The 23,779-nt window shown below is 64.9% G+C and carries 24 protein-coding genes; 7 read left to right on the forward strand and 17 right to left on the reverse strand.

The window, feature by feature from the left end; translation table 11 throughout:
- Positions 1-81 precede the first annotated feature (81 nt).
- Complete coding sequence (locus tag IB263_RS09365) at positions 82-552, forward strand: group III truncated hemoglobin (RefSeq protein WP_060516046.1); 471 nt, start codon at positions 82-84, stop codon at positions 550-552.
- Here the strand turns inward: IB263_RS09365 and IB263_RS09370 are convergent.
- The 4 genes from IB263_RS09370 to IB263_RS09385 form a co-directional block, all read right to left on the reverse strand.
- Positions 510-773, reverse strand: coding sequence for an EamA family transporter (locus IB263_RS09370; RefSeq protein ID WP_089043532.1), 264 nt, complete (start codon positions 771-773; stop codon positions 510-512). The two genes, IB263_RS09365 and IB263_RS09370, sit on opposite strands and share 43 nt — an antisense overlap.
- A 27-nt stretch (positions 774-800) precedes the next feature.
- A complete protein-coding gene (gene recX, locus IB263_RS09375; protein WP_089043531.1) occupies positions 801-1,388 on the reverse strand; it encodes a recombination regulator RecX in 588 nt (195 codons plus the stop codon).
- Between the two features lie 260 nt (positions 1,389-1,648).
- Positions 1,649-2,419, reverse strand: coding sequence for a siderophore-interacting protein (locus IB263_RS09380; protein ID WP_192438400.1), 771 nt, complete (start codon positions 2,417-2,419; stop codon positions 1,649-1,651).
- 270 nt (positions 2,420-2,689) lie between these two features.
- Complete coding sequence (locus tag IB263_RS09385; RefSeq protein WP_034792987.1) at positions 2,690-3,919, reverse strand: PLP-dependent aminotransferase family protein; 1,230 nt, start codon at positions 3,917-3,919, stop codon at positions 2,690-2,692.
- Positions 3,920-4,416: 497 nt separating this feature from the next.
- On the opposite strand from IB263_RS09385, the gene IB263_RS09390 reads away from it, so the two are divergent.
- Complete coding sequence (locus tag IB263_RS09390) at positions 4,417-4,866, forward strand: hypothetical protein (RefSeq protein ID WP_060605298.1); 450 nt, start codon at positions 4,417-4,419, stop codon at positions 4,864-4,866.
- Between the two features lie 122 nt (positions 4,867-4,988).
- Here IB263_RS09390 and IB263_RS09395 read toward each other — a convergent pair whose 3' ends face one another.
- Positions 4,989-5,651 (reverse strand): LysE family translocator, encoded by a 663-nt coding sequence (locus IB263_RS09395; RefSeq protein ID WP_192438401.1) that lies wholly within the window; start codon positions 5,649-5,651, stop codon positions 4,989-4,991.
- A gap of 239 nt (positions 5,652-5,890) precedes the next feature.
- On the opposite strand from IB263_RS09395, the gene IB263_RS09400 reads away from it, so the two are divergent.
- Together IB263_RS09400 and IB263_RS09405 are read left to right on the forward strand one after the other, a co-directional pair.
- Positions 5,891-6,490, forward strand: a complete 600-nt coding sequence (locus IB263_RS09400) for a bifunctional 2-polyprenyl-6-hydroxyphenol methylase/3-demethylubiquinol 3-O-methyltransferase UbiG (RefSeq protein ID WP_192438402.1) — start codon at positions 5,891-5,893, stop codon at positions 6,488-6,490.
- Positions 6,491-7,083: 593 nt separating this feature from the next.
- A complete protein-coding gene (locus tag IB263_RS09405; RefSeq protein WP_192438403.1) occupies positions 7,084-8,604 on the forward strand; it encodes an arylsulfatase in 1,521 nt (506 codons plus the stop codon).
- 33 nt (positions 8,605-8,637) lie between these two features.
- Here IB263_RS09405 and IB263_RS09410 read toward each other — a convergent pair whose 3' ends face one another.
- The 12 genes from IB263_RS09410 to IB263_RS09465 form a co-directional block, all read right to left on the reverse strand.
- A complete protein-coding gene (locus tag IB263_RS09410; RefSeq protein ID WP_226020593.1) occupies positions 8,638-8,931 on the reverse strand; it encodes a hypothetical protein in 294 nt (97 codons plus the stop codon).
- Positions 8,932-9,101: 170 nt separating this feature from the next.
- The gene (locus IB263_RS09415; protein WP_051659263.1) at positions 9,102-9,809 is read right to left on the reverse strand and encodes a L,D-transpeptidase; all 708 of its coding nucleotides are present in this window, start codon (positions 9,807-9,809) and stop codon (positions 9,102-9,104) included.
- Positions 9,806-10,720 carry a glycine betaine ABC transporter substrate-binding protein gene (locus tag IB263_RS09420; RefSeq protein WP_034793684.1) on the reverse strand — a complete coding sequence of 305 codons (915 nt, stop codon included), beginning with the start codon at positions 10,718-10,720 and terminating at the stop codon, positions 9,806-9,808. Before IB263_RS09420 ends, IB263_RS09415 begins: the two co-directional genes overlap by 4 nt.
- Before the next feature lie 543 nt (positions 10,721-11,263).
- The gene (locus tag IB263_RS09425) at positions 11,264-12,997 is read right to left on the reverse strand and encodes a PAS domain-containing methyl-accepting chemotaxis protein (protein WP_192438404.1); all 1,734 of its coding nucleotides are present in this window, start codon (positions 12,995-12,997) and stop codon (positions 11,264-11,266) included.
- A gap of 118 nt (positions 12,998-13,115) precedes the next feature.
- Positions 13,116-13,631, reverse strand: coding sequence for a metal-dependent hydrolase (locus IB263_RS09430; protein WP_060582795.1), 516 nt, complete (start codon positions 13,629-13,631; stop codon positions 13,116-13,118).
- A 129-nt stretch (positions 13,632-13,760) separates the two neighbouring features.
- Entirely contained in the window at positions 13,761-13,976 is a 216-nt protein-coding gene (locus tag IB263_RS09435) for a hypothetical protein (RefSeq protein WP_060516039.1), read from the reverse strand.
- A gap of 139 nt (positions 13,977-14,115) precedes the next feature.
- Positions 14,116-15,030 (reverse strand): 4-hydroxybenzoate octaprenyltransferase, encoded by a 915-nt coding sequence (gene ubiA, locus IB263_RS09440; RefSeq protein ID WP_192438405.1) that lies wholly within the window; start codon positions 15,028-15,030, stop codon positions 14,116-14,118.
- A gap of 407 nt (positions 15,031-15,437) precedes the next feature.
- Entirely contained in the window at positions 15,438-16,100 is a 663-nt protein-coding gene (locus IB263_RS09445; protein WP_034793680.1) for a peroxiredoxin, read from the reverse strand.
- Positions 16,101-16,461: 361 nt separating this feature from the next.
- On the reverse strand, positions 16,462-17,019 hold the full coding sequence (locus IB263_RS09450; protein ID WP_113553065.1) for a thioredoxin: 558 nt from the start codon (positions 17,017-17,019) through the stop codon (positions 16,462-16,464).
- Between the two features lie 115 nt (positions 17,020-17,134).
- Positions 17,135-18,124 (reverse strand): threo-3-hydroxy-L-aspartate ammonia-lyase, encoded by a 990-nt coding sequence (locus IB263_RS09455; protein WP_034792973.1) that lies wholly within the window; start codon positions 18,122-18,124, stop codon positions 17,135-17,137.
- A gap of 63 nt (positions 18,125-18,187) precedes the next feature.
- Positions 18,188-18,775, reverse strand: coding sequence for a hypothetical protein (locus IB263_RS09460; protein ID WP_127889171.1), 588 nt, complete (start codon positions 18,773-18,775; stop codon positions 18,188-18,190).
- Between the two features lie 128 nt (positions 18,776-18,903).
- Entirely contained in the window at positions 18,904-20,415 is a 1,512-nt protein-coding gene (locus IB263_RS09465) for a PLP-dependent aminotransferase family protein (protein WP_089043635.1), read from the reverse strand.
- A gap of 93 nt (positions 20,416-20,508) precedes the next feature.
- Between IB263_RS09465 and IB263_RS09470 the strand changes: the two genes are divergently transcribed.
- The 3 genes from IB263_RS09470 to IB263_RS09480 all read left to right on the forward strand — a co-directional run bounded on the left by IB263_RS09470 (position 20,509) and on the right by IB263_RS09480 (position 23,615).
- Positions 20,509-21,132: an FMN-binding negative transcriptional regulator gene (locus tag IB263_RS09470; protein ID WP_089043521.1), complete on the forward strand. Its 624-nt coding sequence runs from the start codon at positions 20,509-20,511 to the stop codon at positions 21,130-21,132.
- A gap of 131 nt (positions 21,133-21,263) precedes the next feature.
- Positions 21,264-21,896: a LysE family translocator gene (locus IB263_RS09475; protein ID WP_060516033.1), complete on the forward strand. Its 633-nt coding sequence runs from the start codon at positions 21,264-21,266 to the stop codon at positions 21,894-21,896.
- 132 nt (positions 21,897-22,028) lie between these two features.
- Positions 22,029-23,615 carry an acetolactate synthase large subunit gene (locus IB263_RS09480; RefSeq protein WP_192438406.1) on the forward strand — a complete coding sequence of 529 codons (1,587 nt, stop codon included), beginning with the start codon at positions 22,029-22,031 and terminating at the stop codon, positions 23,613-23,615.
- Positions 23,616-23,779: the final 164 nt, after the last annotated feature.

A 23,779-nucleotide genomic window follows, 5' to 3' on the forward strand; every position in this document is an offset into this window, starting at 1 on the left:
ACGCCCCCGCATGCCTATATGCAAGACGCCAAAGATAAGGGCCTGGGCCTGAGACATGGGCATTGAGACAGGGACATCGGGATGGACGACAACGACTTGCAGGGCCGCGCCGCTCATGTCGCAGCAATCCGCGAACGAGCGGAAGCCGAGATGAAGGCGATCGGCATCGATGCGGCCTTCATCGATCGTCTCGTCGAGACCTTCTACGCCCGCGTGCTCGCCCATCCCGATCTCGGCCCCGTCTTCGACGCCAGGCTTTCCGGCCGCTGGCCGGAGCACATGGACAAGATGAAGAGCTTCTGGTCGGCCGTCGCCTTCCGCAACGGCGCCTATGGCGGCAAGCCGGTGCAGGCGCATGTCGGCGTCGCCAACATGACGCCGGATCTCTTTCCGAAATGGCTTGATCTCTTTTCCACGACGCTCGACGACATCGCCCCGAACGGCGAGGCCAAGGCCTGGTTCATGGCCACGGCCGAACGCATCGCCCGCAGCCTGACGCTTTCGCTGTTCTACAATCCGGCGATGGACGATCCGGCGCTGAAGCGCGGGTAATTGCCGCGGCCTTTACGCCCGATGCCGAAGACGGGCGTCAGGGTCAGGAACAGCGCAGCCGTGCTCGCCGGCAGGCGCTTGAGGCCGATCAGGTAGAGCCAGAAGGCAAGCGCGTACTGGACGATGCCGGAGATCAGGGCGAGCGTCAGCATGCCCGCCTCCGCGGCGGCAAGGTCCTTGCCGATCGCCTGAGGCCTGACCCAGGCGAACAGGAAGAGCAATCAGACAACACGACCTGCCCCCTTGGGTCAGAGCGAGCGGCCTGCAAACAAAATGTCCTCGGCCTCGTCGACCGACATCGCAAAGACCCGCTTGCCCAGTTCGAAGCTGAAGCCGCCCCGGGCAAAGGCGGAGAGCTCCTTGGCCGTACGCTTCTCGTCGAGCGCCGCCTTGCGGAACGGCCCGAAGGCGCGCTTTCGCGCCAAGACGACGGCCGCATAGAGATCGTCGGCTTCCGCCACCGCCGCAGCGACGGCGTCCCGCGCGACGCCCTTTTCCGACAGCTTCTGGGCGATCGCCCGCTTCGACTTGCCACCGCGCATGGCCGAGCGGGTCTTGATCTCGGCATAAGCTTTGTCGTTGAGCGCGCCATTGTCATAGGCAAAGGTCACGGCCGCAGCCGCCAGCAGCTCCACCTGGTTCACGCTGATATCCTCGAACTTCTCCCGCGCCTTGCGCGAGATGGCGTCGAAGAGCTGCTTTTCCGTCAGCATCTGCCGCGCCAGCCGATAGGCCGCTGAATTGCGCGCCCAGGCATACATGCGCGCCGTCGGTTGATCGGATTGCGCTTGATCGTCGATGAGGTCCAAGCCTGCCCTGCCCTCGAAGTGAACCATTGATGGCACCAGTCGATCCGCGTGATCGGATAGACGTCGCCCCAAGATGCGAAATGACCTGACTCTCCGCGACAAGGCAATTGCGCACCCGAGCCCACGACATGTTTTCCCGGCCTTGTTCCGCCGGCATGAGGGCGGCAGGCGCCCATCAAGAGAGGCGCGCCGGAGGTAACCGCAGCAGGGCCTGCGCGGATCTTTTGATCCGCCGGCCGAGCGTTCCCGTCGTGATGCCCGAGCAAAGGCACCGGAAAGCGTGATGTCTATTCGAACTTCTCGGTGCTGTCGGCCTTGCCCTTCACCCAGTAGCCGGAGGCTTTCAGCCAGCTGAGCGGCAAGCCGCGCTCCTCGACGAGATGGGTGCGGATCGCCCGGGTGACTGCGGCTTCGGCCGCGATCCAGACGAAGGTGCCGGGCTCGAGCGCCACTTGACGCACGACGGCAAGCAGCGCTGCCGGATCGTGCGCTTGATCGAGCGGGCGATAGGCCCAATGGGTGGTGAGCGCCGCCTTGGTGCGGAATTTCTGCCGCTCGTCCAGCCCGGTGACCGCGACGACGCTAGTGATCTGATGCCCCGCCGGCGTCTCCTCGATCCGCCGCCCGATCGCCGGCAGCGCCGTCTCGTCGCCGATCAGCAGCCATCGCGTGAAATCTCCAGACACGACCGCCGAACCACGCGGCCCGCCGATCTCGAGCTTGTCACCCACGGAGGCCGCCATTGCCCAGGCGGTCACGGGGCCCGCCTCGTGCAACGCGAAATCGAGCGCCAGAACGCGCGCGTCTGTGTCGTAGCGCCGTGGCGTATAGTCCCGGCGCTCTTCGGTGCCGTTTGCGCCGGGCACGGAGATCTTGATGTGGTCATCCGCCCCGAGGCTGACGAAGTCGGCGAGATCCTCACCGGAAAGCGTGATCCGGAGCATGCCCGGCGTCACCCGCTCGATGCCGGAAACGACGAGCGAGCGGCGCTTCAGCTCATGGCGAACACGCTCGATGCGCGGCGTCGGGAGATGGGAATAGTTGGGAGAATTGTCCATTTGCATCCTTTGGAGGGCCTCGAAAAGCTCGATCCGCAGGACACAGTCGCGCAGATCGAAGCCGCTTCTGGCCGTTCGATCATACGCGTTGAGTGACGTTAACGCTTACGTGGCCGGGGGTGCCCGGTCATGTCACGTTCTAACTATCGGAAGGCCCCGCTTCGATCAATGCGTCATCTTGACTAAAACACGAAGGTTTTACCAGCCAAAAGAAAAACGCGCCCGCAGGAGCAAGCGCGTTTCTCAAAATGAGGAAGGTCTGACGAAGCCTTAAGCTGCCAGAGCCGCAACTTCGCCACGGATGAGGTCGCCGAGCCGGCGGATGCCCTCGTCGATCATCTGATCGTTGGCGCAGGAGAAGGAAACGCGCAGGGTGTTTTCGCCCGAGCCATCGGCAAAGAAGGCGCGACCGGGAACGAAGGCGACCTTGGCGGTCTCGATCGATTTTGCAAGCAGTGCGGCGCCGTCCATGCCCTTTGGCAGCGTCACCCAGACGAACATCCCGCCTTCCGGCTTCGTCCAGGACACGCCCTCGGGCATGTACTTTTCAAGCGCTGCGAGCATGGCGTTGCGGCGCTGCTTGTAGACCCGGTGGATCTTCGCCACCTGCTCATCGAAGCCGCGCTCGGCAACGGTGCAGATCGCCATCTGGTTGATTGTCGAGGAATGCAGATCGGCTGCCTGCTTCAAGAGCACGAGCTTGCGGATCACCTTTTCCGAGGCGCAGACCCAGCCGACGCGAAGGCCGGGAGCGAGCGTCTTCGAGAACGAGCCGCAATAGATCGTGCGGGTGTTGTTGATGTCGCCCTTCTTGGCGATTTCGAGCGCCAGGATCGGCGGCACCGGCTCGCCGTCATAGCGCAGCGACTGGTAGGCCGCGTCTTCGATGACGGCAATGTCGAGCTCTTCGGCGAGCGTCAGCACGCGCTCGCGGCCGGCCCGGTCGACGGTCTCGCCGGTTGGGTTGGCGAAGTCGGCCGAGAGATAGGCAAACTTGACGCGGCCGCCCGCCTCGCCCGCCGCCTGACGGTAGGCTTCCGGCGTGCGGTTGCCGTTGGGGTTCAGCTGGTCGTAGGTCGGCTCATAGGCGTTGAAGGCCTGCAGCGCGCCGAGATAGGTCGGCCAGGTGACAAGTGCGGTATCGTTCGGCGACAGGAACAGCTTGCCGAGATAGTCGAGGCCCTGCTGCGAACCGGACGTGATGAAGATGTTGTCGGCGCCGGCGGGAATGCCGAGATCGGCCATCTGCTTGGCAAGCCATTCGCGCAGCGGCTTGTAGCCTTCGCTGACCGAATACTGCAGGGCGGCACTCACGGCCGGGCCGGAAAAGATCTCCGCATAGGCGTCCTTGAATTCCGCATCCGGAAACAGCGCGGGATCGGGAATGCCGCCGGCAAACGAGATGATGTCGGGGCGATCGAGCAGCTTCAACAGTTCGCGGATTTCCGAAGCGCGCATCCGGTTCGAGCGCGTCGCGAAGATATGTTCCCAATCCAGCATGGGGTGTTTCCTCAGAGATTATAAGCGGAAAGCGGTTCTCCGCTTCCTCCCGCGTCATTCTAGAGCGCCGTGCGTTCGCATGAACGCTCAAAGCACGCTCTGGTTTTTTGTTTAGAGCATCTTTCCGCTTCGGGCGATCCCCCTGGAAGGAAGGATGCTCTGGACGGTGAAGCGACAGGACCATGACGACCAATTTATGTCAATATTATTGACCTAATTCCGAGCGCTTTTCGGGCTTTTGGGGCTCCGCGCACGCTACGTCCAGGACCTGACGTTACGTCAGCTTGAGCCGAATGCCACGCGCCATGAGGTAAAGCAAGCCATCTGCTCAACCGCTACGCTCGCGCCGCTTGGCCCCAATCGCACAGACGCCCGTCGTCCGCTTGTCCTTGCGCCGGCAGCGGCACCCGGCGCCTGATAACCCAAAGTGGCAAATTGCCGGAGAAGGAGGCGAAGCGTAAAATTTCTCCCCTCAATTCGACCGGAGGGACTAGGCCATGAGCAGACTGTTTATCCTGTCGGCTGGCGCCGCCCTGGCGCTGGCACAAGCGGCGTCGGCGGCACCCGCAGCGCCGGAGACGCAACCCCTCAAGATCGCCAAGGAGTGCAGCCAGTTCACCGGCGACACCCCGAGCTTCTGCACCATTACGGAATCGAACCTCGAAGCGATCCCGGCTGGCAGCAAAATCCTCTACTATGGACCGGTGGTTGCCAATCCCCTCTTCTCCAGCAGCACCGCCGTCATCGCTGTCGGAAACGGCGACTCGGCGCTCGGATACTGCGTCGTCTACGATACGGCCAAGCCGCCGCTCGGCACCTGTGCGTTCCACGCCGGCAGCGGCACGCTCGCTGGCTTCCAGGCGATCGTGAAGGTCACGGTTGACGACAAGCAGATCTGGCACTGGGACGGAGACTACGTGCTCGGCACGACCCAGGCGGCCAAGTGAGACGGTAGGCATTGCCGGCTCCAGACCCGGCCAATCGACACGACGCGGCAGAAGACCTAGGCACTCTGCCATCAAGCAACGTCTTTCAAGTGCTGTCCCCGCCCAGCGGGGACAGCACCGCCTTACGTTTTGACCGCCGGCGCGCCGGCGTTGCCTGCAAACAGGAGGCGGAAGCCGAGCCCCAGCATGACGGCGCCGGTAAAACGCTGCTGCCAGACGAGCAGCCGCGGAAAACGATAAAGCGCCTGCCCGACCGTTCCCGAAGCAAGCGCTACCGAACCGAGCGAAAGGATGCCGGCAAGCTTCTGCACGATGCCGAGCACGGCAAGCTGCAGCCAAACGGGGCCGGCGGTCGGGTCCACGAACTGCGGCAGGAAGGCGAACATGAAGAGCAGCGACTTCGGGTTCGTCAGGCTGTTGATCGTTCCCTCGCGGACCGCGCGCCAGTCCGACACCTCGGTCGCCGCCAGCCGCTTGCTTTCGGCCGCATCGCCGAAACTCGACCAGACCATGCGCGCGCCGAGATAGAGCATGTAGGCGGCCCCCACCCACTGCAGAAGCATGAGCCCGGCGGGATAGGCCTTCAGCAGCGAGGCGACGCCGAGGACCAGCAGGCCTACCTGCACGACGCCGGCGACGAAGATCATGCCGACCACCGTCAGCAGCGCCACCCGGCGCCCCTGCCCGATCCCGCGGGCGAGCGCCAGCATCATGTCCGGACCGGGCGTGATCTCCAGAACGAAGAGTGCAGCAACGAAGGTCAGGAGAATGGGGAGATCGGCCATTGAAGGTTCCGGCTGAGGACAACTGCCACATGCTTATCCGGAAGCGTCAGGCCTGTCGATCAGCCCGCTTTAACCGCAGCATGCCGATATTTTTTGCTCCGCCTGCCGCCATCTTCGTCTAATCTGCTCTCGGGCTTCGAACGGAGAAAAACGACCCATGGCGAAACGCTGACGGAACGGATTTCGCAGCCCAAGGCAATCGCCCTTCCCACGCCGGCGCCAACGCCCAGAAAGCATCGATGACAAAACCCGACGACGACACCCTCGCCTTCTATCGCGACAATGCCGCCACCTATGCGGCGCGCGAACGCAAGCCGCCGGCAGCCCGTCTCGCGGCCTTCATGGCCCGTCTCGCCCCCGGCGCCTCCGTGCTCGATCTCGGCTGCGGCGGCGGGCATGACAGCCTTGTTCTGCTGGACCATGGCTTCGACGTCAGCGCCTGCGACGGTTCGGCGGAACTGGCGCGGGAAGCCGAAGTGCGCATCGGCCGCAAGGTCGAGGTCATCACGTTTCAGGAGATCGTTTGGGAAGGACGGTTTGACGGCATCTGGGCCGAGGCCTCGCTCCTGCATGTGCCGCGCACGGAGCTTGCCGACGTGCTCACACGCATTCGCCGGACGCTGAAGCCGGGCGGTCTTCTGCAGGCGAGTTTCAAGGCCGGCGAGACGGAAGGCCACGACCGCTTCGGCCGCTACTTCAACTACCCCTCAGCCGACTGGCTGCGCGCCTGCTTCGAAGACGCCGGCTGGCCCGAGCCTGACATCAGCGAGGCCGATGGAAGCGGCTATGACGGCGAACCGACCCGCTGGTTGCATGTCTCGGCAAGGCGCACGGCTTGAGCCGGTTCAGCGCTACGACCGTAAAGCCATGCAGATCGAAGTGCACGACGCCACGTGTTGTCGCGGTTCAGCGACGGCAAGCTTGAAGCGCCCGCGCGCCATTGCGGAACCCCTCCGGGTCGTCCACGGACCCCGTTTTGCTTCCCCGCGCCCTCAGGCCTCGCGGCTGAAGTAACTCAGGATCAGAAGCGTGCAGATCGCCGCAACGATCAAGGCGTCGAAAAGTGCAAAGTGCTCGAAGAACGAGAGCATGGCATGTCCTCCTTCCAACTAAACCTATGAGAGCACATATTTTCCAAACTTGGAAGAAGTTCTGGAAAATATACTGACCAAACAACGCAATTCTCCAAAATACTATTTGCACTGCAGCATTATTTATTTGCACCGCACAAAGCTTAATCCCATGAAAATTATCGGTGACAGTGCCGCGATAGCTCATCGATACAGCCGTCGATAGGCCGTCAACGACGCGCCATTTCGCCCCTTTGCCACCACGACAATGTTAATTGACGGCGCTACCGGAAGGTGCAGATATTAGAAATATCGAATAAAAGATCCGCCGTCCGGTCGGGTCGCATTTCCAGGGGGTGCGCATGTCTGAACTGCAAGCGAACAACGCCCGTGCAAACGCATGCGGCGGCAAGACGGCTGAGGCGGATCCGGAAGCCGGCCTGACCCGGCGCGACATTCTCATGAGCAGTGCGGCGATCGCCGTTGCCGCCGGGCTGCCGGCGAGCCTTGCGGCTCTTGCCCCGAATGCGGCACAAGCAGCCGGCGCGACGGCGCCGAACATCGTCTACATCATCGCCGACGATCTCGGCTGGGGCGATGTCGGCTTCCGCGGCTCGGACATCAGCACACCCAATCTCGACAGGCTGGCGGCGAGCGGCGTAACCTTCGACCAGTTCTACACCCAGCCGATGTGCACGCCGACGCGCGCAGCCTTCCTCACCGGCCGCTACCCGCTGCGCTATGGCCTGCAGACGGGCGTGATCCCCTCGCCCGGCTCCTACGGGCTGGCGCTCGACGAATACCTGCTTTCCCAGGTCATGAAGGATGCCGGCTACAGAACCGCGCTGGTCGGCAAGTGGCATCTCGGCCATGCCAAGCCGGAATATTGGCCCAAGCAGCGCGGCTTCGACACCTTCTATGGCGCGCTGGTCGGCGAGATCGACCACTTCAAGCACGCCTCCCATGGGGTGAAGGACTGGTATCGTGGCAACAGGCCGCTCGAGGAGACCGGCTTCGACAACACGCTGATCGGCGACGAGGCAGCCCGGGTGGTCGAAAGCCACGATCCCGCAAGCCCGCTCTTCCTCTACCTCGCCTTCACGGCGCCGCACACGCCCTTCCAGGCGCCCGATGACTATCTCGAGCGCTACAAGCACATCGCCGACAAGAACCGCCGTGCCTATGCGGCGATGATCTCCGTGCTCGACGACGGTATCGGCAAGCTGCTGGCGTCGCTCGAAAAACGCGGCATGCGCGACAACACGATGATCGTCTTTCACAGCGACAATGGCGGTGTGACGAGTTCGCTCTTTGCCGGCGACAGCAAGGTGAGCGGCGGGCTGCCGGCCGACAACGGCCCCTATCGCGACGGCAAGGGCACACTCTACGAGGGCGGCACCCGCGTGGTCGCGCTTGCCAACTGGCCGAAGAAGATCAAGCCCGGCAGGGTCGCAGGCATGGTCCATGTGGTCGACATGTATCCGACGCTGGCAGCGATCGTCGGCGCGACGCTCGACAAGAACCAGCCGCTCGACGGCATCAACCTCTGGCCCTCTTTGAGCGAGGGCAAGCCGACGCCGCGCACCGAGGTCGTCTACAACGTCGACCCCATGGGCGGCGCCGTGCGCCGGGACAACTGGAAGCTCGTCTGGAAGGCGACGTTGCCGCAAAAGGTCGAACTCTTCGATCTTGGCGCCGACCCGTCCGAGGCACACGATGTTTCGGCCGATTACGCCGACCGCGTGCGCGACTTCCAGGACTGGATCACCAGTCTCTCGGTCGAGATGGACCAGCCGCTGCTGCTGATGGACGCGGCGCGCCTGACCTTCTACGCAGCGCCCGTCGTTGCCGATCCTTCGACGCTGTTCAATATTGGTGATTGACGGCCGGCAGCATGGCCGCGGCCGGGTTGTCTGCTAGACCGGCGTGACCGACTTCACGCTGCCGGCGGTGTCGACGATGCAGGTGAACTTGCGGCCGGCGGCGTCGAGGTCGACGCTGTAGGAGGCGGCATCGAGCGCCCGTGAACTGGTCGGCAAGACCTTGGCGCTGTCGACCTGGGCAGCACCGGCGGCCGCATGGGCACACAGAAGCTGCAGATCAGCCGGCGCCGTCTGCAGGCTGGTGCGCGCCATATCCTCGGGCTTGGGCGCGGACTGGCAACCGCTGATCGCGGCCGTGGCCGCCAGCGCCAGAACAAGGCCTTTCATACGCAATATCCCCTCGCTCACCACGTATCCTCCCCTTCGCATCTTCTGTCCCTGTTCCTTCGCGCGATCGGCCACGCGTGTCCCCGGCGGCCGATCGGTTCTTTCCTGGCGCCCGCAAGGTGCCTGCGCCGACGCGCCGCTCTCAAGCGACCCGTCTTGCCTATACTGCCTCAAACGCCCTTGTAGAGCGCTGCCCCCTGCATCAGCACGATCACCTTGGCGCCGATCTCGATGCGCGAATGCAGATCGATGACGTCGTCATTGTTCATGCGGATGCAGCCGGAGGAAACGTCGAGCCCGATCGTCCAGGGCTCCACCGTGCCGTGGATGCGGTAGATCGTGTCCTGGTCGCCCTCGTAGAGATAGAGCGCGCGGGCGCCGAGCGGATTGTCCGGCCCGCCGGGCATGCCGGCCGCCCATTTCGCCGCATTCGGGTCGCGCGCCACCATCTCGGCCGGCGGCGTCCAGGTCGGCCATTCGGCCGTGCGCCCGACGCGCACGATGCCGGCCCAGCCGAAGCCCTCCCGCCCGACGCCGATGCCGTAGCGGATCGCCTGGCCGCCGGGTTGCACCAGGTAGAGGAAGTGCTGATTGCCGTCGATGATGATCGTGCCCGGCTGTTCCGCCGTTCGGAAGGTCACCACCTGGCGGCGGAACGCCTCTGGCAGCTGATTGTTGCGGGCGAAATACTGCCGCGCTTTCTTCTTGTCGTAGTTCACCCACTTCTTGGTGCGGGCGTCGTAGATCTGGGTCTGCGCCCAGGCGGCGAGCGGCCCGAGCGTAAGGGCGGCGGCAAGCACCGCGACACCGAGCCTGCGCCGCGTCCACAGGGGCCGGTCCGTGCCGGCAAGGCGATTGTCGTCAGAACGTCCGCTCATGGCTTGGCCCACCCGTCGATGCGCGCCGCATTGTCTTCGGCCCATTTCTTCGCGTAGTCGGCCGGCGCCTGCCGCTCGACCTCCAGCGCGTAGCTCATCTTCGTCACTTCCTCCGGCGAGAAATCCACCTTCTCCAGGAACTTCGCGACATCGGGGTGTTTCTTGCCGAAGGCAGTGGCATAGGCAATCTGGAAATGTGCCGCTTGCCAGGCGGTCGAGGCACTGGATTTCGACACCCAGAGCGGGTCGCTCGGCGGCAAGATCTTCCACTTGGCGGCATCGTGCGGCGGCTCTTCGAGCCGTGCGATCGGGTGCAGCTCGAACACGTGATGCGGCGCGTAGCAGTAGAACACCATCGGCCTCTCCGTCGCGACGGCCGCATCGACGGCAGCCATCGCCACCTCCTCTTCCGCCTCGAACAGCGTCAGCGTCTTGTCGTAGCCGTAGCCGGCCGCCCGCGCCCGCTCGATGCCGGTCGAAAGCCAGGTGGCGGCGCCGATCCACATCTCGCCCTTGCCGTCGCCGTCGGTGTCGAGGACCTTGGTCTTTTCGGGGTCGCTGAGATCGGCGGCCGACTTGATCGTCTTGGCCGCTTCCGGCGTGGCGCAAAGGCCCTGCCAGGCCGGCACGCTGCGTTCGGTCAGCTGGCCGACCCCCTTTTCGGTCACGTATTTGCGCACGACGTCTTCGAAGTTCGGTCGCCAGACCTCAGGCTGAATGTCGACCGTGCCCGCCTCGAAACCGACGAAGGCATTGAGCGTGCCGAGTTCCTTGACCTCGGCATCGAGCCCGAATTTCTTGGCGATGCCCACTTTCAGGATATTGGCCGTCGCCTGGCCCGACGGCCAGTTCGGCATGGCGATCACCAGATCGGCGGCAGTGGCAGGCAGCGCCACGGATGCGGCCAGCATGGCAGCCAGCACCGCTGGCAGAAACCTCGACTTTTCCTTCACAATCCCCTCCGGCCTCGAGCAATCGATGCGAATGACGTCGTGAATGCGTATGTCGTGCTCAAGCGACGCTGAAACGCGTCGCAACTCTGCAGGTTTCCCTTGATCGCGAGCCCCTGCAGCTCTTCAGAATGCCATGGCGACCTGGCGAGACGCACGGGCGCCGTTGGCGAATGCGAAGCTTATCAATGCCTTGGGCCTTTGGCCCTGCTCTTCCCGTGCCGTATCCGGCATCTTCGTTCGTTGGCCGGCAGGATGCATAGAACCGTGGGCTTCGTCAACGTATCAGCGATACCACACGTTGCACGAACACGTCTGCCGATCGTCTATCACGCGCCAATGCCACGGGAGACCTCGGAGACAGTGCGGTCACAATTTCGTTGCTGCGGTAGGGCTCTCCAACGCACGAAGGTTGCCTTGGAGGGGATGAGGCGGGCCGCACCCCCGGCCCGCCCGCCCGCGAACGGCAGGGCATGATCGCCCCGCACGTCCCGCTTTATTCCCTCAGGCGGCCCGCGCGTCGGTCGCGCGGCGACGGTCACCCATGCCGCCCGTTGCCGCTGCCGTGCCCGCCTCGCGCCGCTCGGCACGGCGGTTGAGCTGGAAGCGGTTGACCAGTTCCGTCAGCCGCTGCGCGCCTTCGGCCAGCCGGACGCTGACGTCGGCGGTGCGCTCCACCATGCCCGCATTCTTCTGCGTCATGACGTCGATGTCGTTGACCGCAGCGTTGATTTCGCCGAGGCCCGCCGTCTGCTCGGTCGCAGCCGTCGCGATCGCTGCGATCCGCGTGTCGATCGCCGCGACGAAGTCCTCGATTTCCTTCAGCGCGCTGCCGGTATCGCCGACGAGGCGCACGCCTTCGGCGACTTCGGCGACCGAATTCTGGATCAGCGCCTTGATCTCTTTGGCGGCCTTGGCCGAGCGCTGGGCGAGCTCGCGCACCTCCGAGGCAACGACCGCGAAGCCCTTGCCGGCATCGCCGGCGCGCGCCGCCTCGACACCGGCGTTGAGCGCCAAAAGGTTGGTCTGGAAAGCGATCTCGTCGATCACGCCGATGATCTGGCTGATCTCCTCGGAGGCCGCCTTGATGCGTTGCATCGCCGTCACCGCATCGCGCACGACGCCGGAAGAGCTGTGCGCCGATTGCCGCGCATTCTGCACCAGTGCGCGGGTCTGCTGGGTATTCTCGGTCGAGGTGCGCACCGTCGCCGTCGCCTGTTCCAGCGCCGCCGAGGTCTGCTCCAAGGCTGCCGCCTGCTGGCGCGTGCGGTCGGCAAGATGCTCGGCGGCATCCTTCATCTCGTGGCTGTTGCTGTTGAGGTCACGGGTCTGGCTGAGCACGGCCGACAGCGTTTCCTGGAACATGCCGATCGAGGTGTTGAAGTCGCGCCGAAGGATTTCGAGCTCACCGACGAAGGGCTCGTCCAGCGTCATGCGGATGTTGCACTCGGCTAGGCGGCCGAGCCCGGCGCCGATCTCCTGGACCGCAAGCACGCGGTCGGAAACGTCGACGGCGAATTTCACCACCTTCGACACGCGACCGGCATCGTCGAGGATCGGATTGTAGGACGCCTGGATGAAGACCGTCTTGCCACCCTTGCCGATACGCTTGAACTGGTCGGTGACGAAGCGCCCGGCCGCAAGATCGCGCCAGAAGTCGGCATAGGCGGGCGAATGGACATCGTCCGGCTCGCAGAACATGGAATGGTGCCGGCCGACGATCTCGGGAAGCGCGTAGCCCATGGCCGAAAGGAAGTTTTCGTTGGCGGTGATGATCTCGCCCGAAGGCGTGAATTCGATGATCGCCTGGGCCCGCGACAGGGCGTCGATCTTGCCCTGATCGTCGGTGCTCTTTGCCTTCGACGCGGTGATGTCCGTCGCGAACTTCACCACCTTGTAGGGCTTGCGGCCGCGAAACACCGGATTATAGGAGGCCTCGATCCAGATCTCCCGCCCGCCCTTACCGATGCGCCGGTACTGCTGGCTGTCATATTCGCCGCGGGCAAGGCGTGCCCAAAAGTCGGCATAGGCAGCGGACGCCGCCTCCTCCGGCTGCACGAACATGCGGTGATGCCGGCCGACAATCTCGTGGAGATCGTAACCCATCGCGCGGCAGAAATTCCCGTTGGCGGTCAGGATCGTGCCGGAAAGATCGAATTCGATGATCGCCTGCGACCGGTTGATCGCATCGAGCATGGCTTTGGCATCGGACGAAAAAAGAAACGGCAGGCCAGTCATGAGGGCGGGACCTATAGCTAACAAATCGAAAAGGGATACATGCGAATTGTAGCTATTCGTATGATAAATTTCTTAAGCGATTCTTTTCGCGCCCCCTAGAATTGCCCTGCTTTTGCTCTCATGCGGCCTCGGTCCCGATCGTGCGCCGCGCTCTCAAATCGTGCAAAGCGAAATGGCCGGCCAGCAGCCAGATCAAAACTTCCAGCGCAAAGGTCCAGTGCAAGAGGAAGTTCAGGTACCAGGGTTTGTAGACCGCCTGCACATGCACAAGGTTCACCCTGAGATCCACAAAAGGAAAGAACCAGCGGATATCAGCCGCGACAGAATCCATCACCAGATGCAGGAGCACGCTCGAAAGCCCGACACCGACAAGGACGAGCTGTTTGCGCCGCCCGGTGGCGATGAGAACAAGCGCAACCGTCGCCGCCAGCACCAGCCAGAAGATCGGCGTGTGCACCCAGTAGTCGTGATGCGGCGTGCGGCGCTGGTCGATCAGGTAGAAATAGGCGAGATCGAAATCCGGCAGGACGGAACAGACAAGCCCGACCCCGAAGATGGCGCGGGCCTGCGACGGGTTGCGGCGCGCAAACGGGCGGCACAGCAGATACCCGGCCGGCAGATGTGCAATGAACAAGCAGGTTTCCTCCCGAAGCGCGGCGATACCCGCGCCCAACCGGCGCAGTCTTGACGCGAACGCCGGAGAATTGCAACCGAACTTGTCGCTTTGATGGCTTCCACCCACAGGCATCGCTGCCAGCGGACGTTACCAGTTGCCCGGATCTGCCGTGTGGTCGACGCTCGCGAATTCGTCCGCCTTGTCGCGCTCGAGCGTCAGCCTGGTGATGTTCTTCGCCTCGTCGGTGATGGCGTAGGAAAGCGGCGCCGGCTCGCGGGTCAGATACTGGTACATCAAAAGGGCCGCCTCCTCGGCGCTATCGGCCTCGAATTCCTTGGCGACGCTGACGAAGAACCTTTGCATGGCCTGCCCCTGCCCGTTTGACTGCGCTGAACGCCTGGATATGACATCTGGATATGACATGGAGCGCTCGCGCCGGGCGTCAATGCGTCGCCCGCCTGTCGGCCGTATTCCAGGCGGCAGGCCGGACGTTCGGCGTCCCTCAAAAACTTCCGGCGAGAGCGGCGGCAGCCAGCAGCCCGCCGGTCAGGATATTCGCCAGAAACAGTCGATAGCTGATTTCGGGGCGATCGAGGTCGAAGCGCCAGGCCTGCCACGCCAGATGGGCCGCGATCACCACCATGCCGATGGCATACAGGCTCGACATGCCGAGCATCCAGCCGCCAACAGACCAGGCGGCCAGCGTCAGGCCGTAGAACAGGGCGATACAGGCCTTGCCGCGAGAGCCGAACAGGATCGCCGTCGACTTGAGACCGAGACGCGTGTCGTCTCGCACATCGACATAGGCGTAGGCCGTATCATAGCCGATCTGCCACGCAACGGCGCCGGCCCACATCAGCACAGCGCCCGCCGGAACATGGCCGGCAACCTGCGACCAGGCCATCAGCATGCCCCAGTTGAAGGCAGCACCCAAGACCGCTTGCGGCCAATGGGTGAACCTCTTGCAGAAGGGGTAGAGGAACACGAGCGGCACGACGCACACCGCAAGCACACGGGTCGCGGGGCTCAAGAAGACAAGGAGCGAAGCGGCGAGCGCAAGTTGCGCAATCAGGAAGACAACGGCCCGGGACATACCGATCTCACCATTTGCAAGCGGACGAAACCGCGTGCGCTCGACATGCCCGTCGAAATTGCGGTCGGCCATGTCATTGATGGTGGAGCCGGCACTGCGCATCAGAAATGCGCCGAGCGTGAAAACCAGAATATCCCGGATCTCGGGAAGGCCATGCGCCGCCTGGAAAAGCGCCGCCCAACAGGGAAAGAGCGTCAGCCAGATACCGACCGGCCTGTCGAGCCGCGCAAGACGGGTATAGGGCCGCACCGCCCGCGGCAACCGGCGATCCACCCAGTCGCCGCGGTGAATGTCTGTCAGGTCGGGGCGGCTTGCTGCGGTCATGGGGCGGGTCATCCAGTCAGCGTGCGGCGCGCTCCGGCGGCGGCCGCAAACAGCGGCACTATAGGCGCGGGCGTGCTCAGATAAAGGAGGGATTCTGTCGCAGAGGAAGCAGGCTTCCGGCGCGGGGTTCGCCGCTCCGGCAACCACGGGTCGTGGGAATGGAAGCTAAACGGCCTATCCGCCGCCCCCCCAGAGGCGGGGAAAAGGAAACGCGGAAGGCACGCCAACGTCGCTTCTCCCCGCATGCGGGGAGAAGGCGCCGGCAGGCGGGTGAGGGTCAGCTCCCTCACCGCGAGATGAGGGGCAGCCCCCTCGTCGCGGAATGCGGATAAACCCTCACCCCCAGCAACGAAGGACGAACCCTTAACGCGGGCGCTTCCGCGCCCTGACGAAACGTCAGCCCCGCCTCAGCCCTTCGGCTGCGGCACGATGCGGATATAGGGCTTCGGCGCGCGCCAGCCCTCCGGATAGACCTTGCGGGCATCCTCATCCGTGACGGAGCCGGCGATGATCACGTCGTCGCCCTGCTGCCAGTTCACCGGCGTTGCCACCTTGTGCTTGGCCGTCAGCTGCAGCGAGTCGATGACACGCAGCACCTCGTCGAAGTTGCGGCCTGTCGTCATCGGATAGATGAGGATCAACTTGATCTTCTTGTCCGGGCCGACGACGAAGACGTTGCGCACCGTCTGGTTGTCAGCGGGCGTGCGCTTGGTCGGATCGCCGGAAACCGGCGCCGGCAGCATGCCGTAGAGCTTCGAGACGGTGTAGTCGACATCGGCGATCATCGGGAAGTTCGGCGCATGGCCCTGTGTCTCCTCGATATCGGCGGCCCAGCCGGCATGGCGGTCGAGCGGATCGACCGAAAGGCCGATGATCTTGACGCCGCGCCGGTCGAATTCCGGCTTGATGCGCGCCATGTAGCCGAGCTCGGTGGTGCAGACGGGCGTAAAGTCCTTCGGGTGCGAAAACAGCACCGCCCAGGAGTCGCCGATCCAGTCGTGAAACCGGATCGTGCCGTCGGTTGTCCCGACCTCGAAGTCCGGTGCGAGGTCATTGATTGCAAGCGTCACGATACCCTCCAGTTGTGTATGCACCGCGCCCATCCGGAGCGGTGGCAGCGCTTAGATTTTTGGCAACGCGGCGTCCGAAAAGGCGCTCAAAAAGCCCGCTGTATTCCTCTGGCTTTTTCCAACACGTGTTTTCCGACGGAAATCGGCCGGAGAGAAATCCATTTAGAAAAACAAAATATTACAGTGGCCTCCGCCCTGGCATTCAGACGCTTGGCGCCGTCGCGCGAGGCTCAGTGTGCCACTTTTGCCGGTTAAGGCAACTGGAAAGACGGGCGTCGCCAACGGCCCGGTCGAGCCCCGGGAAAATGCCCGCAACGGGGGCCCGGCCGCTGCCCGCCGGAAGCGTCCCTTGCAACCTTCGTCAGGCGAGCAACTTCGCCGCCCAGGCCGAAACATCATCGCCGCTGCTCACGTCCGGCCGCACGATCCCGTCGATCATGAAGGTCGGGGAGACGTGGATGCCGTTCTGGCGGGCGTACCGGCAATGCCATTTGATCTCCCGATCGAGATCGGGGATCGCAAAGGCCGCCTTCAGTTGCACGCCGCTATAACCTTCCAGTCGCTCGATGATCGTGTTGGGGGTCACGTCCATGTTGGGCCCGCCGGCGTGGTGGGTGAACTCGAACTCCTCCCGATGCGCAGCGACGGCCGCGATGACGGTCTTTGCGGTCTCCTTGCCGCCCGCCAGCGTCGAGGCCGCAAGAATACAGCGAACGACGACGCCGGAATACATGTGCCAGGGCTGCGACTGCAGCCGGATCTTGATGGTGATCCTGTCCGCGCCGGCGCGGGCGAGAAGGGCATCGAGCTTGCCGAATGCCTTGGCCGAGTAAGGATCCGTCGGTTCCAGAAAGACCTCGAAGAGGTGCCGACCGGTGCCCCAGGTGAGTGGATCGGCGTGCCAAGGTGCGTCTGTCATGTGATGTCCCCTTCTTCAAGCCGACTGGTCTGTTCGATGAACGTCGAGAGCCATGCGTGCGGTCTGCAAGGCTTCGACGAAATGGCGGGCACCAGGACGGCGGTCCGGGTAAAGCTCACGTCGCCTGCAGCAGCGCGCCGTAGGTCGCCAGATCGACATTGCCGCCGCTCAGGACGATGCCGACGCGCTTGCCGGCGCAGGCAAGCACCCCCTCGAGCACGGCGGCCGCCGCAAGGCAGCCGGTCGGCTCGACCACGATCTTCATGCGCTCGCCGAAGAAACGCATGGTTTCGACCAGCTGTGCGTCGCTCACCGTGACGATGTCGGCGACCGCGCGCTGGATGATCGGAAAATTGTGGGCGCCGATGCTGGGGGTGAGCGCGCCGTCGGCGATCGACTTCGGGATGGCGATTTCGACGATCCGGCCCTGGCGCAGCGACTGCTGGCCGTCATTGCCGGCCTCGGGCTCGACGCCGACGATGGTCGCGCCGGGCGAGCGCTCCCTGGCGGCGAGCGCGGTGCCGCCAAGCAGCCCGCCGCCGCCGAGCGGCGTGACGATCAGGTCGAGCTCACCCACCTCCTCGATCAGTTCGAGAATTGCCGTCCCCTGGCCCGCGATCACGTCCGCATGGTCGAAGGGAGGGATCAGCACGGCGCCGCGCTCGGCCGCCAACCGGGCGCTGATGGCCGAGCGGTCTTCCTTGTAGCGGTCGTAGAACACGACGTCGGCGCCATAGCCGCGCGTTGCCGCCACCTTCATGTCGGGCGCATCGGCGGGCATGACGATCGTCGCTGCGACGCCCTGCAGGCGCGCGGCATAGGCGATCGCCTGGGCATGATTGCCGGAGGAAAAGGCGACGACGCCCTGCCTCGATCCCTTTTCCCTGAGCGCGGCGATGGCGTTATAGGCGCCGCGGAACTTGAAGGCGCCGCCGCGCTGGAAGTTTTCCGCCTTGAAGAACAGCCGGGCGCCGGTGGCGGCATCGGCCGTGCGCGAGGTCAGGACCGGCGTTCGGTGCGCGATCCCGGCGATCCGGTTTCGGGCCATCTGCACGTCGTCGAATGTCGGAATGCGCAATGCCTCGTCCGCCGCTGAAACTGCCATCGAGTCTCTCCCCTGAGCCTGCTTTCCGGAGGCTAGTAAAGACCGCCATGCAAGGCAAGGACGTCAGCCGTGTCCCCCATTTTTGGACGCCTGCCCATCTTGGTGCGGGACCGTGCGGTAATGGTCGACAGCGAAGCTGAAGAGCACTTTGAGCATGAAGAGGCCTGACACCGCCATCATCGCCGGCGTCAGACCGGGCAGAAGCGGCAGGCCGGCAAGGCCAATCGCAGTGAGCAGCCCGCCGACGAAGGTCTGCGCCTCCCGCCCCGCCAGCCGGTTGACGAGCGCGGCCGCTGCGATCGTATAGGCCCAGACGACAACCGCGGCCGCGATCCCGCTGCCAAGAAGCAGCGCGACGAGGACGATGTGGAAATGGATGGCGATGAAGATCCAGCGGTTGCGCGGCCGGGCTGCGTAGAAATCATTGGTCGACGGCGTGAAATTGGCGACGCAGCCCGCGGCGATGTCGAGCACGAGAACAAGCGCCAGCGCCGCCCGCCACCAGGCAAGATCGGCAAGCATCGACCCCGCAGACAGCGCGAAGACGACGGCAACGCCGGCTCCGAACAGGAGTATGGCGGCGAGATAGGCGAGTGGTTGCTCTTCACCGAAAACGTCGTGCAGGTGGGGATGGATGCGAAGAGATCTCATGGAGGTCGCCTGGGCAAACGCGGAATGGCCGCCACTATGAAGGGACGTTGGCCGGGCGCAAGCGGCTAACCGTAACGTGCCGCCGGGATGCCCAGCCGCGCACGGGCTCCGCTCCGCCCGCTCCCGACCTAAGACGGCTTCGCCTCCGCCTTCTCGTCGCCCCAGGACCGCAACACCTGCGCAAGTGCTGCCACGCCCTTGCCGATCTCGGCCGCCTCGAGGCTCGCATAGCCCATGACGATGCCGGCCCGGTCCGGCCGATGGCCGGCATCACCTGCCGCATAGAGCGGCGAAACCGGATAGAGGCCGACGCCAGCCGCCCGCGCTCGCGCGATCAGCGCGTCTTCCTGCGCCTTTTCCAACTGCTCGAACCAGACGACCACGTGCAGGCCGGCATCGGCGCCGGATATGGTCACCGCGTCGCCGAGCTCCGCCTTGAGCGCCGTCAACAGGGCCTCCCGCCGGCGGCCATTGTTGCGCCGGCTGCGGCGGATGTGGCGCTCATAGGCGCCGCTTGCAATCATCGCCGCCAGTGCTTCCTGCTCGAGGCTTGGCGAATGGCGGTCGATCAGTTGTTTGGCGGCGGCAAAGGCCGGGACAAGCGGCGGCGGCACGACGAGATAGCCGAGCCGGAGCATCGGCGAGAGGCTCTTGGAAATCGTGCCGAGATAAAGCACGTTTTCCGCCTGCCCCATGGTCTGGAGCGGCGGGATCGGCCGGATGTCGTATCGATATTCGCCGTCGTAATCATCTTCGAGCACATAGGCCCCGGTTCGCCTGGACCAGGCCAGAAGCGCCTGCCGCCGCCGGGCCGAAAGCACGCTGCCGAGCGGGAACTGATGCGAGGGCGTGACATAGGCGAGCCTGGCATCCTCCAATTGTTCGAGGATGTCGGTCCTCAGCCCTTCCGCGTCGACGGCGACGGGAACCACCGCGGCGCCGGCGGCAGCAAAGACCCGGCGCGCCATCACATAGCCCGGATCCTCCATCGCCACCCGGTCGCCAGCATCGACGAGCACGCGCGCCGCAAGGTCCAGCCCCTGCTGCGAGCCGTTGACGACGACGATCTGATCCGGATCGCAACTGAGCCCTCGCGCGCGCCAGAGATAGGCCTGCAGGGCCATGCGCAGGGCAGACGAGCCGGCGGGGTGATCATAGGCAAGCCGCAGCCTTCGCCGGCGGAGCGCCGCGTTGACCGACTGCCGCCACGCCTCCTCCGGAAAATCCGCGGCCGACAGGTCGCCGTAACGAAAGTCGGCAATCAGCCGAGCAGAAACCGGCGGCATCCAGATCGGCCCGTCGCAAAGGGCAGCCCCCAGGCGTGACAGGCGAACCGCCGCCGCACCCTTGTCCCGATGCTTCTGGCTCGCTGGACGCCCGGGCGCGGCCACCGAGCCGGGACCCTGCCGGGCCGCAAGCAACGCGACCCGCGAGCGCGCGCCCTGCCGGCTTTCCAGATACCCCTCGGACAGAAGCTGCTCATAGGCGGCCGTCACCGTCGTGCGCGAAACGCCAAGCTCGGCGGCGAGCGCCCGCGTCGACGGCAGCAGCGCCTCGGCGCCATAGGTGCCGTCAAGGACCTGTGCCTTCAGCGCCTCATAGATCCGCCGGGCGGTCCCGACCGTCGCCTCTTCTTTCATCGTCACAAACTGGCCCACGTATTTATACGGAAACTGGATATTCTTGGCCGTCCAGTTTGCCTCTATGACGGGACGAGCACAAGGAGCGAGATCATGTACACACCGCCTGCCTTCAAGGAAGAAACGCTGAGCGTGTTGCACGACATCATCGAGGCGGCTTCGCTTTCGACCCTCGTCACCGCCACGGCCGATGGTCTGCTTGCGACCCCGCTGCCGCTGCTGCTTGATCGCAACGAGGGGCCGAACGGCACGCTCTACGGCCACGTCGCCCGCGCCAACCCGCAAGGAACGACACCGGTCATCGGCGCGGCTATGGCGACCTTCATGGGGCCGGACGCCTATGTCACGCCCTCCTGGTATGCCTCCAAGCGCGAACACGGCAAGGTCGTGCCGACCTGGAACTATGTCGCCGTGCACGCCTATGGCGCGGCCGAATTCTTCACCGACGAGGACCGGCTGCTCGACATCGTCACGCGGCTGACCAACCGGCATGAGGCCGGACGAGCCGAGCCCTGGCAGGTCAGCGACGCGCCCGCCGCCTTCGTCAAGGCGCAGCTTCGCGGCATCATCGGCCTCAGGCTGCCGATCGAGCGTCTCGACGGCAAGCGCAAGATGAGCCAGAACCGCAGTGCCGAGGACCGCACCGGCGTCGCGGCAGGACTTGCCGCCAGCGCCCGCCGCGAGGATCGCCTTGTCGCTGAGGAAATACCGGTCTGACCACGGACGAACGGACCGCCGGCGGCTGACCCGCCGGCCCGAGCACTTGTGATTTTCCTTCAACTTTCCCGCGCAAGCCCTTACAACGACTCCCGCAAGAGGCCACGCAGCAGCAGACGAGGTATAACCGCATGCCATCGCTCGACATTCTCCTTACCTTCTTCGTCACCACGGCGATCTTCGCCTATATCCCGGGCCCGGCCATGCTCTACGCCGCCGCGCAAACCGTGGCGCGCGGCCGCTCTGCCGGAATGATGGCCTCGCTCGGCATTCATCTCGGCTGTTACGTGCACGTCATTGCCGCAGCTGCCGGCCTTTCGATCCTGTTTCATGCGGTGCCGACGCTGTATCTGGCAGTGAAGCTTGCCGGGGCCGCCTATCTCGTCTGGCTCGGCTTCACGCTGATGCGTACCAAGGCGACGGGCGACGGCAGCCTGCCCCTGACCGAGGCGAAATCGGCGCGCCGCGCCTTCTTCGAGAGCATCACTGTCGAAGTACTGAACCCGAAGACCGCGATCTTCTTCGTCGCCTTCCTGCCGCAGTTCACCGATGCGTCTGCCGCCTTCCCGATCTGGGTGCAGTTCCTGCTGCTCGGTGCCCTCGCCAATCTGATGTTCTCCTCGGCCGATATTGTGTGCGTGTTCCTCGCCGGCGCCGTCGTCTCACGGATGCGCCGCTCCGGCAGGGCGCAGCGCCTGATGCAGCGCGCCGGCGGCACAGTGCTGATCGGGCTTGGCGCCCACCTCGCCTGGCAGCGGACCTGATGCCCGTCCGTTGAGCCGGCGCAGCGCCAGCCGATTGGCGCTGGCCGACTGGTGCTGCGCCGAGCGGCTCGCCGGTTGCACCGGCGCAAGTTGCCGCTATCATGCCCTTGAGGGCCATCGAGGGATACGCGCATGGGAGAAGGCGGCCAGGGAATTCGCACCACCGGCGCGGATGTGCTTGTCGATACGCTGCTTGCAAACGGCGTCGACGTCTGCTTCGCCAATCCCGGCACCTCGGAAATGCACTTCGTCGCGGCACTCGACCGCAAGCCGGAGCTGCGCTGCATCCTCGGCCTCAGCGAAGGCCTCGTGACCGGCGCCGCCGATGGCTATGCGCGCATGGCCGGGCGCCCGGCAGCGACCCTTCTGCACACCGGCCCTGGCCTTTCCAACGGCCTTGCCAACCTGCACAACGCCCGCCGCGCCCGGGCGGCTGTCGTCAACATCGTTGGCGACCACGCCTCCCATCACCTCCCGCTCGACGCACCGCTGACGACCGACATCGAGAGCTTGGCCGCGCCGATGTCGAACTGGGTCCGGCGCGTGAAGGATCCGGCTGATGTCGGCCCCACCGTTGCCGCCGCCGTTCAGGCCGCGCTGACGCCGCCGGGTGTCGCCACCATGATCCTGCCCGCCGACGCCGCCTGGGGAACGCTTGACCTTGCCACCGCGCCACAAAAGGCGCCCATCGAAGCGCCGCGGCCGGCCAGCGCCGAGACGGTGCGCGAAGTGGCCCGCCTGATACGTTCGAATCCTCAAGGGGTCGCCATGGTCGTCAGCGGCGCTGCGGCGCAGGCCGATGGCCTTGCCGTTGCCGGGCGGATCGCGGCTGCGTGCGGCATCCAGCTTTTCAACGAGGTTCTGGTCGCCCACACCCAGCGCGGCCGCGGACGGGTCGCGCCGGCGCGCATCCCCTACCCGATCGACATGGCGCTCGCCACGCTCAAGGACGTCCGCGTTCTCATCCTTGTCGGCGCGCCGGAGCCAGTCGCCTTCTTCGCCTATCCCGGCATGCCGGGCCGGCTGGTGCCGGAGGGCTGCACGGTCGCAACCCTTGCCCGCCATGGCGAAGACCTGAAGGCGACGCTGGAGGCGCTTGGTGACGAACTCGGCGTCAGCCCGACCGGGCCGCTGCCGACGGCAGGCACCCCCACCGACACCGGCGAGCCCTCGGGCCCGCTCACCGAAGACGCGATCGCCGTCATCGTCGCGCACAAGGTGCCGGAGGACGCAATCGTCTGCGACGAAGGGGTCACCTCGGCGCGGCGCTTCTTCGCCCTGTCCGCCTTCTCCGCGCCGCACGACCTCATCATGCAGACCGGCGGCGCGATCGGCGACGGTATCCCGCTTGCGACCGGCGCGGCCATCGCCTGCCCCGATCGGAAAGTGATCTGCCTGCAGGCCGACGGCAGCGCCATGTACAACATTCAAGGCTTGTGGACCCAGGCGCGCGAAAACCTCGACATCGTCACCGTCATCTTCTCCAACCGCACCTATGCCATCCTGCATGCCGAGATGCGCAATGTCGGCGTCGGGGAGATCGGCATCAATGCGCGGCAGATGCTGAACCTCGACAACCCCGCGCTCGACTGGGTGTCGCTTGCCCGCGGCCTTGGCGTCGAAGCTGCCGTTGCCACTTCCTGCGAGGCCTTCGCCGCGCTCTTTTCCGCAGCGCTGTCGCGGCGCGGACCGTTCCTGATCGCGGCGCGCCTGGCGTGAGTTTCGGCGCCGTTTTCGCAGTCCTTGGGACGGCGATTGGCGAGCAGCCGCGGTACCCCGGATCGCCCGGAAAAGGGCCGCCCAGCACCCGATAATCACAGGGTAACATATTGATATAAATAGTCTTTTTACAAAGATTCGGGCGCAAACTTGCGCCTGCGGAC

The organism is Ensifer sp. ENS03, assembly GCF_014852035.1.
Classification (GTDB): domain Bacteria; phylum Pseudomonadota; class Alphaproteobacteria; order Rhizobiales; family Rhizobiaceae; genus Ensifer; species Ensifer adhaerens.

Bases quoted from the DNA above. Each gene is read 5' to 3' on its own strand.
- IB263_RS09365 (WP_060516046.1), top strand. From the start codon at position 82: ATGGACGACAACGACTTGCAGGGCCGCGCCGCTCATGTCGCAGCAATC.
- recX (WP_089043531.1), bottom strand. From the start codon at position 1,388: ATGGTTCACTTCGAGGGCAGGGCAGGCTTGGACCTCATCGACGATCAA.
- IB263_RS09380 (WP_192438400.1), bottom strand. From the start codon at position 2,419: ATGGACAATTCTCCCAACTATTCCCATCTCCCGACGCCGCGCATCGAG.
- IB263_RS09385 (WP_034792987.1), bottom strand. From the start codon at position 3,919: ATGCTGGATTGGGAACATATCTTCGCGACGCGCTCGAACCGGATGCGC.
- IB263_RS09390 (WP_060605298.1), top strand. From the start codon at position 4,417: ATGAGCAGACTGTTTATCCTGTCGGCTGGCGCCGCCCTGGCGCTGGCA.
- IB263_RS09395 (WP_192438401.1), bottom strand. From the start codon at position 5,651: ATGGCCGATCTCCCCATTCTCCTGACCTTCGTTGCTGCACTCTTCGTT.
- IB263_RS09400 (WP_192438402.1), top strand. From the start codon at position 5,891: ATGACAAAACCCGACGACGACACCCTCGCCTTCTATCGCGACAATGCC.
- IB263_RS09405 (WP_192438403.1), top strand. From the start codon at position 7,084: ATGTCTGAACTGCAAGCGAACAACGCCCGTGCAAACGCATGCGGCGGC.
- IB263_RS09410 (WP_226020593.1), bottom strand. From the start codon at position 8,931: ATGAAAGGCCTTGTTCTGGCGCTGGCGGCCACGGCCGCGATCAGCGGT.
- IB263_RS09415 (WP_051659263.1), bottom strand. From the start codon at position 9,809: ATGAGCGGACGTTCTGACGACAATCGCCTTGCCGGCACGGACCGGCCC.
- IB263_RS09420 (WP_034793684.1), bottom strand. From the start codon at position 10,720: ATGCTGGCCGCATCCGTGGCGCTGCCTGCCACTGCCGCCGATCTGGTG.
- IB263_RS09425 (WP_192438404.1), bottom strand. From the start codon at position 12,997: ATGACTGGCCTGCCGTTTCTTTTTTCGTCCGATGCCAAAGCCATGCTC.
- IB263_RS09435 (WP_060516039.1), bottom strand. From the start codon at position 13,976: ATGCAAAGGTTCTTCGTCAGCGTCGCCAAGGAATTCGAGGCCGATAGC.
- ubiA (WP_192438405.1), bottom strand. From the start codon at position 15,030: ATGACCGCAGCAAGCCGCCCCGACCTGACAGACATTCACCGCGGCGAC.
- IB263_RS09450 (WP_113553065.1), bottom strand. From the start codon at position 17,019: ATGACAGACGCACCTTGGCACGCCGATCCACTCACCTGGGGCACCGGT.
- IB263_RS09455 (WP_034792973.1), bottom strand. From the start codon at position 18,124: ATGGCAGTTTCAGCGGCGGACGAGGCATTGCGCATTCCGACATTCGAC.
- IB263_RS09460 (WP_127889171.1), bottom strand. From the start codon at position 18,775: ATGAGATCTCTTCGCATCCATCCCCACCTGCACGACGTTTTCGGTGAA.
- IB263_RS09465 (WP_089043635.1), bottom strand. From the start codon at position 20,415: ATGAAAGAAGAGGCGACGGTCGGGACCGCCCGGCGGATCTATGAGGCG.
- IB263_RS09470 (WP_089043521.1), top strand. From the start codon at position 20,509: ATGTACACACCGCCTGCCTTCAAGGAAGAAACGCTGAGCGTGTTGCAC.
- IB263_RS09475 (WP_060516033.1), top strand. From the start codon at position 21,264: ATGCCATCGCTCGACATTCTCCTTACCTTCTTCGTCACCACGGCGATC.
- IB263_RS09480 (WP_192438406.1), top strand. From the start codon at position 22,029: ATGGGAGAAGGCGGCCAGGGAATTCGCACCACCGGCGCGGATGTGCTT.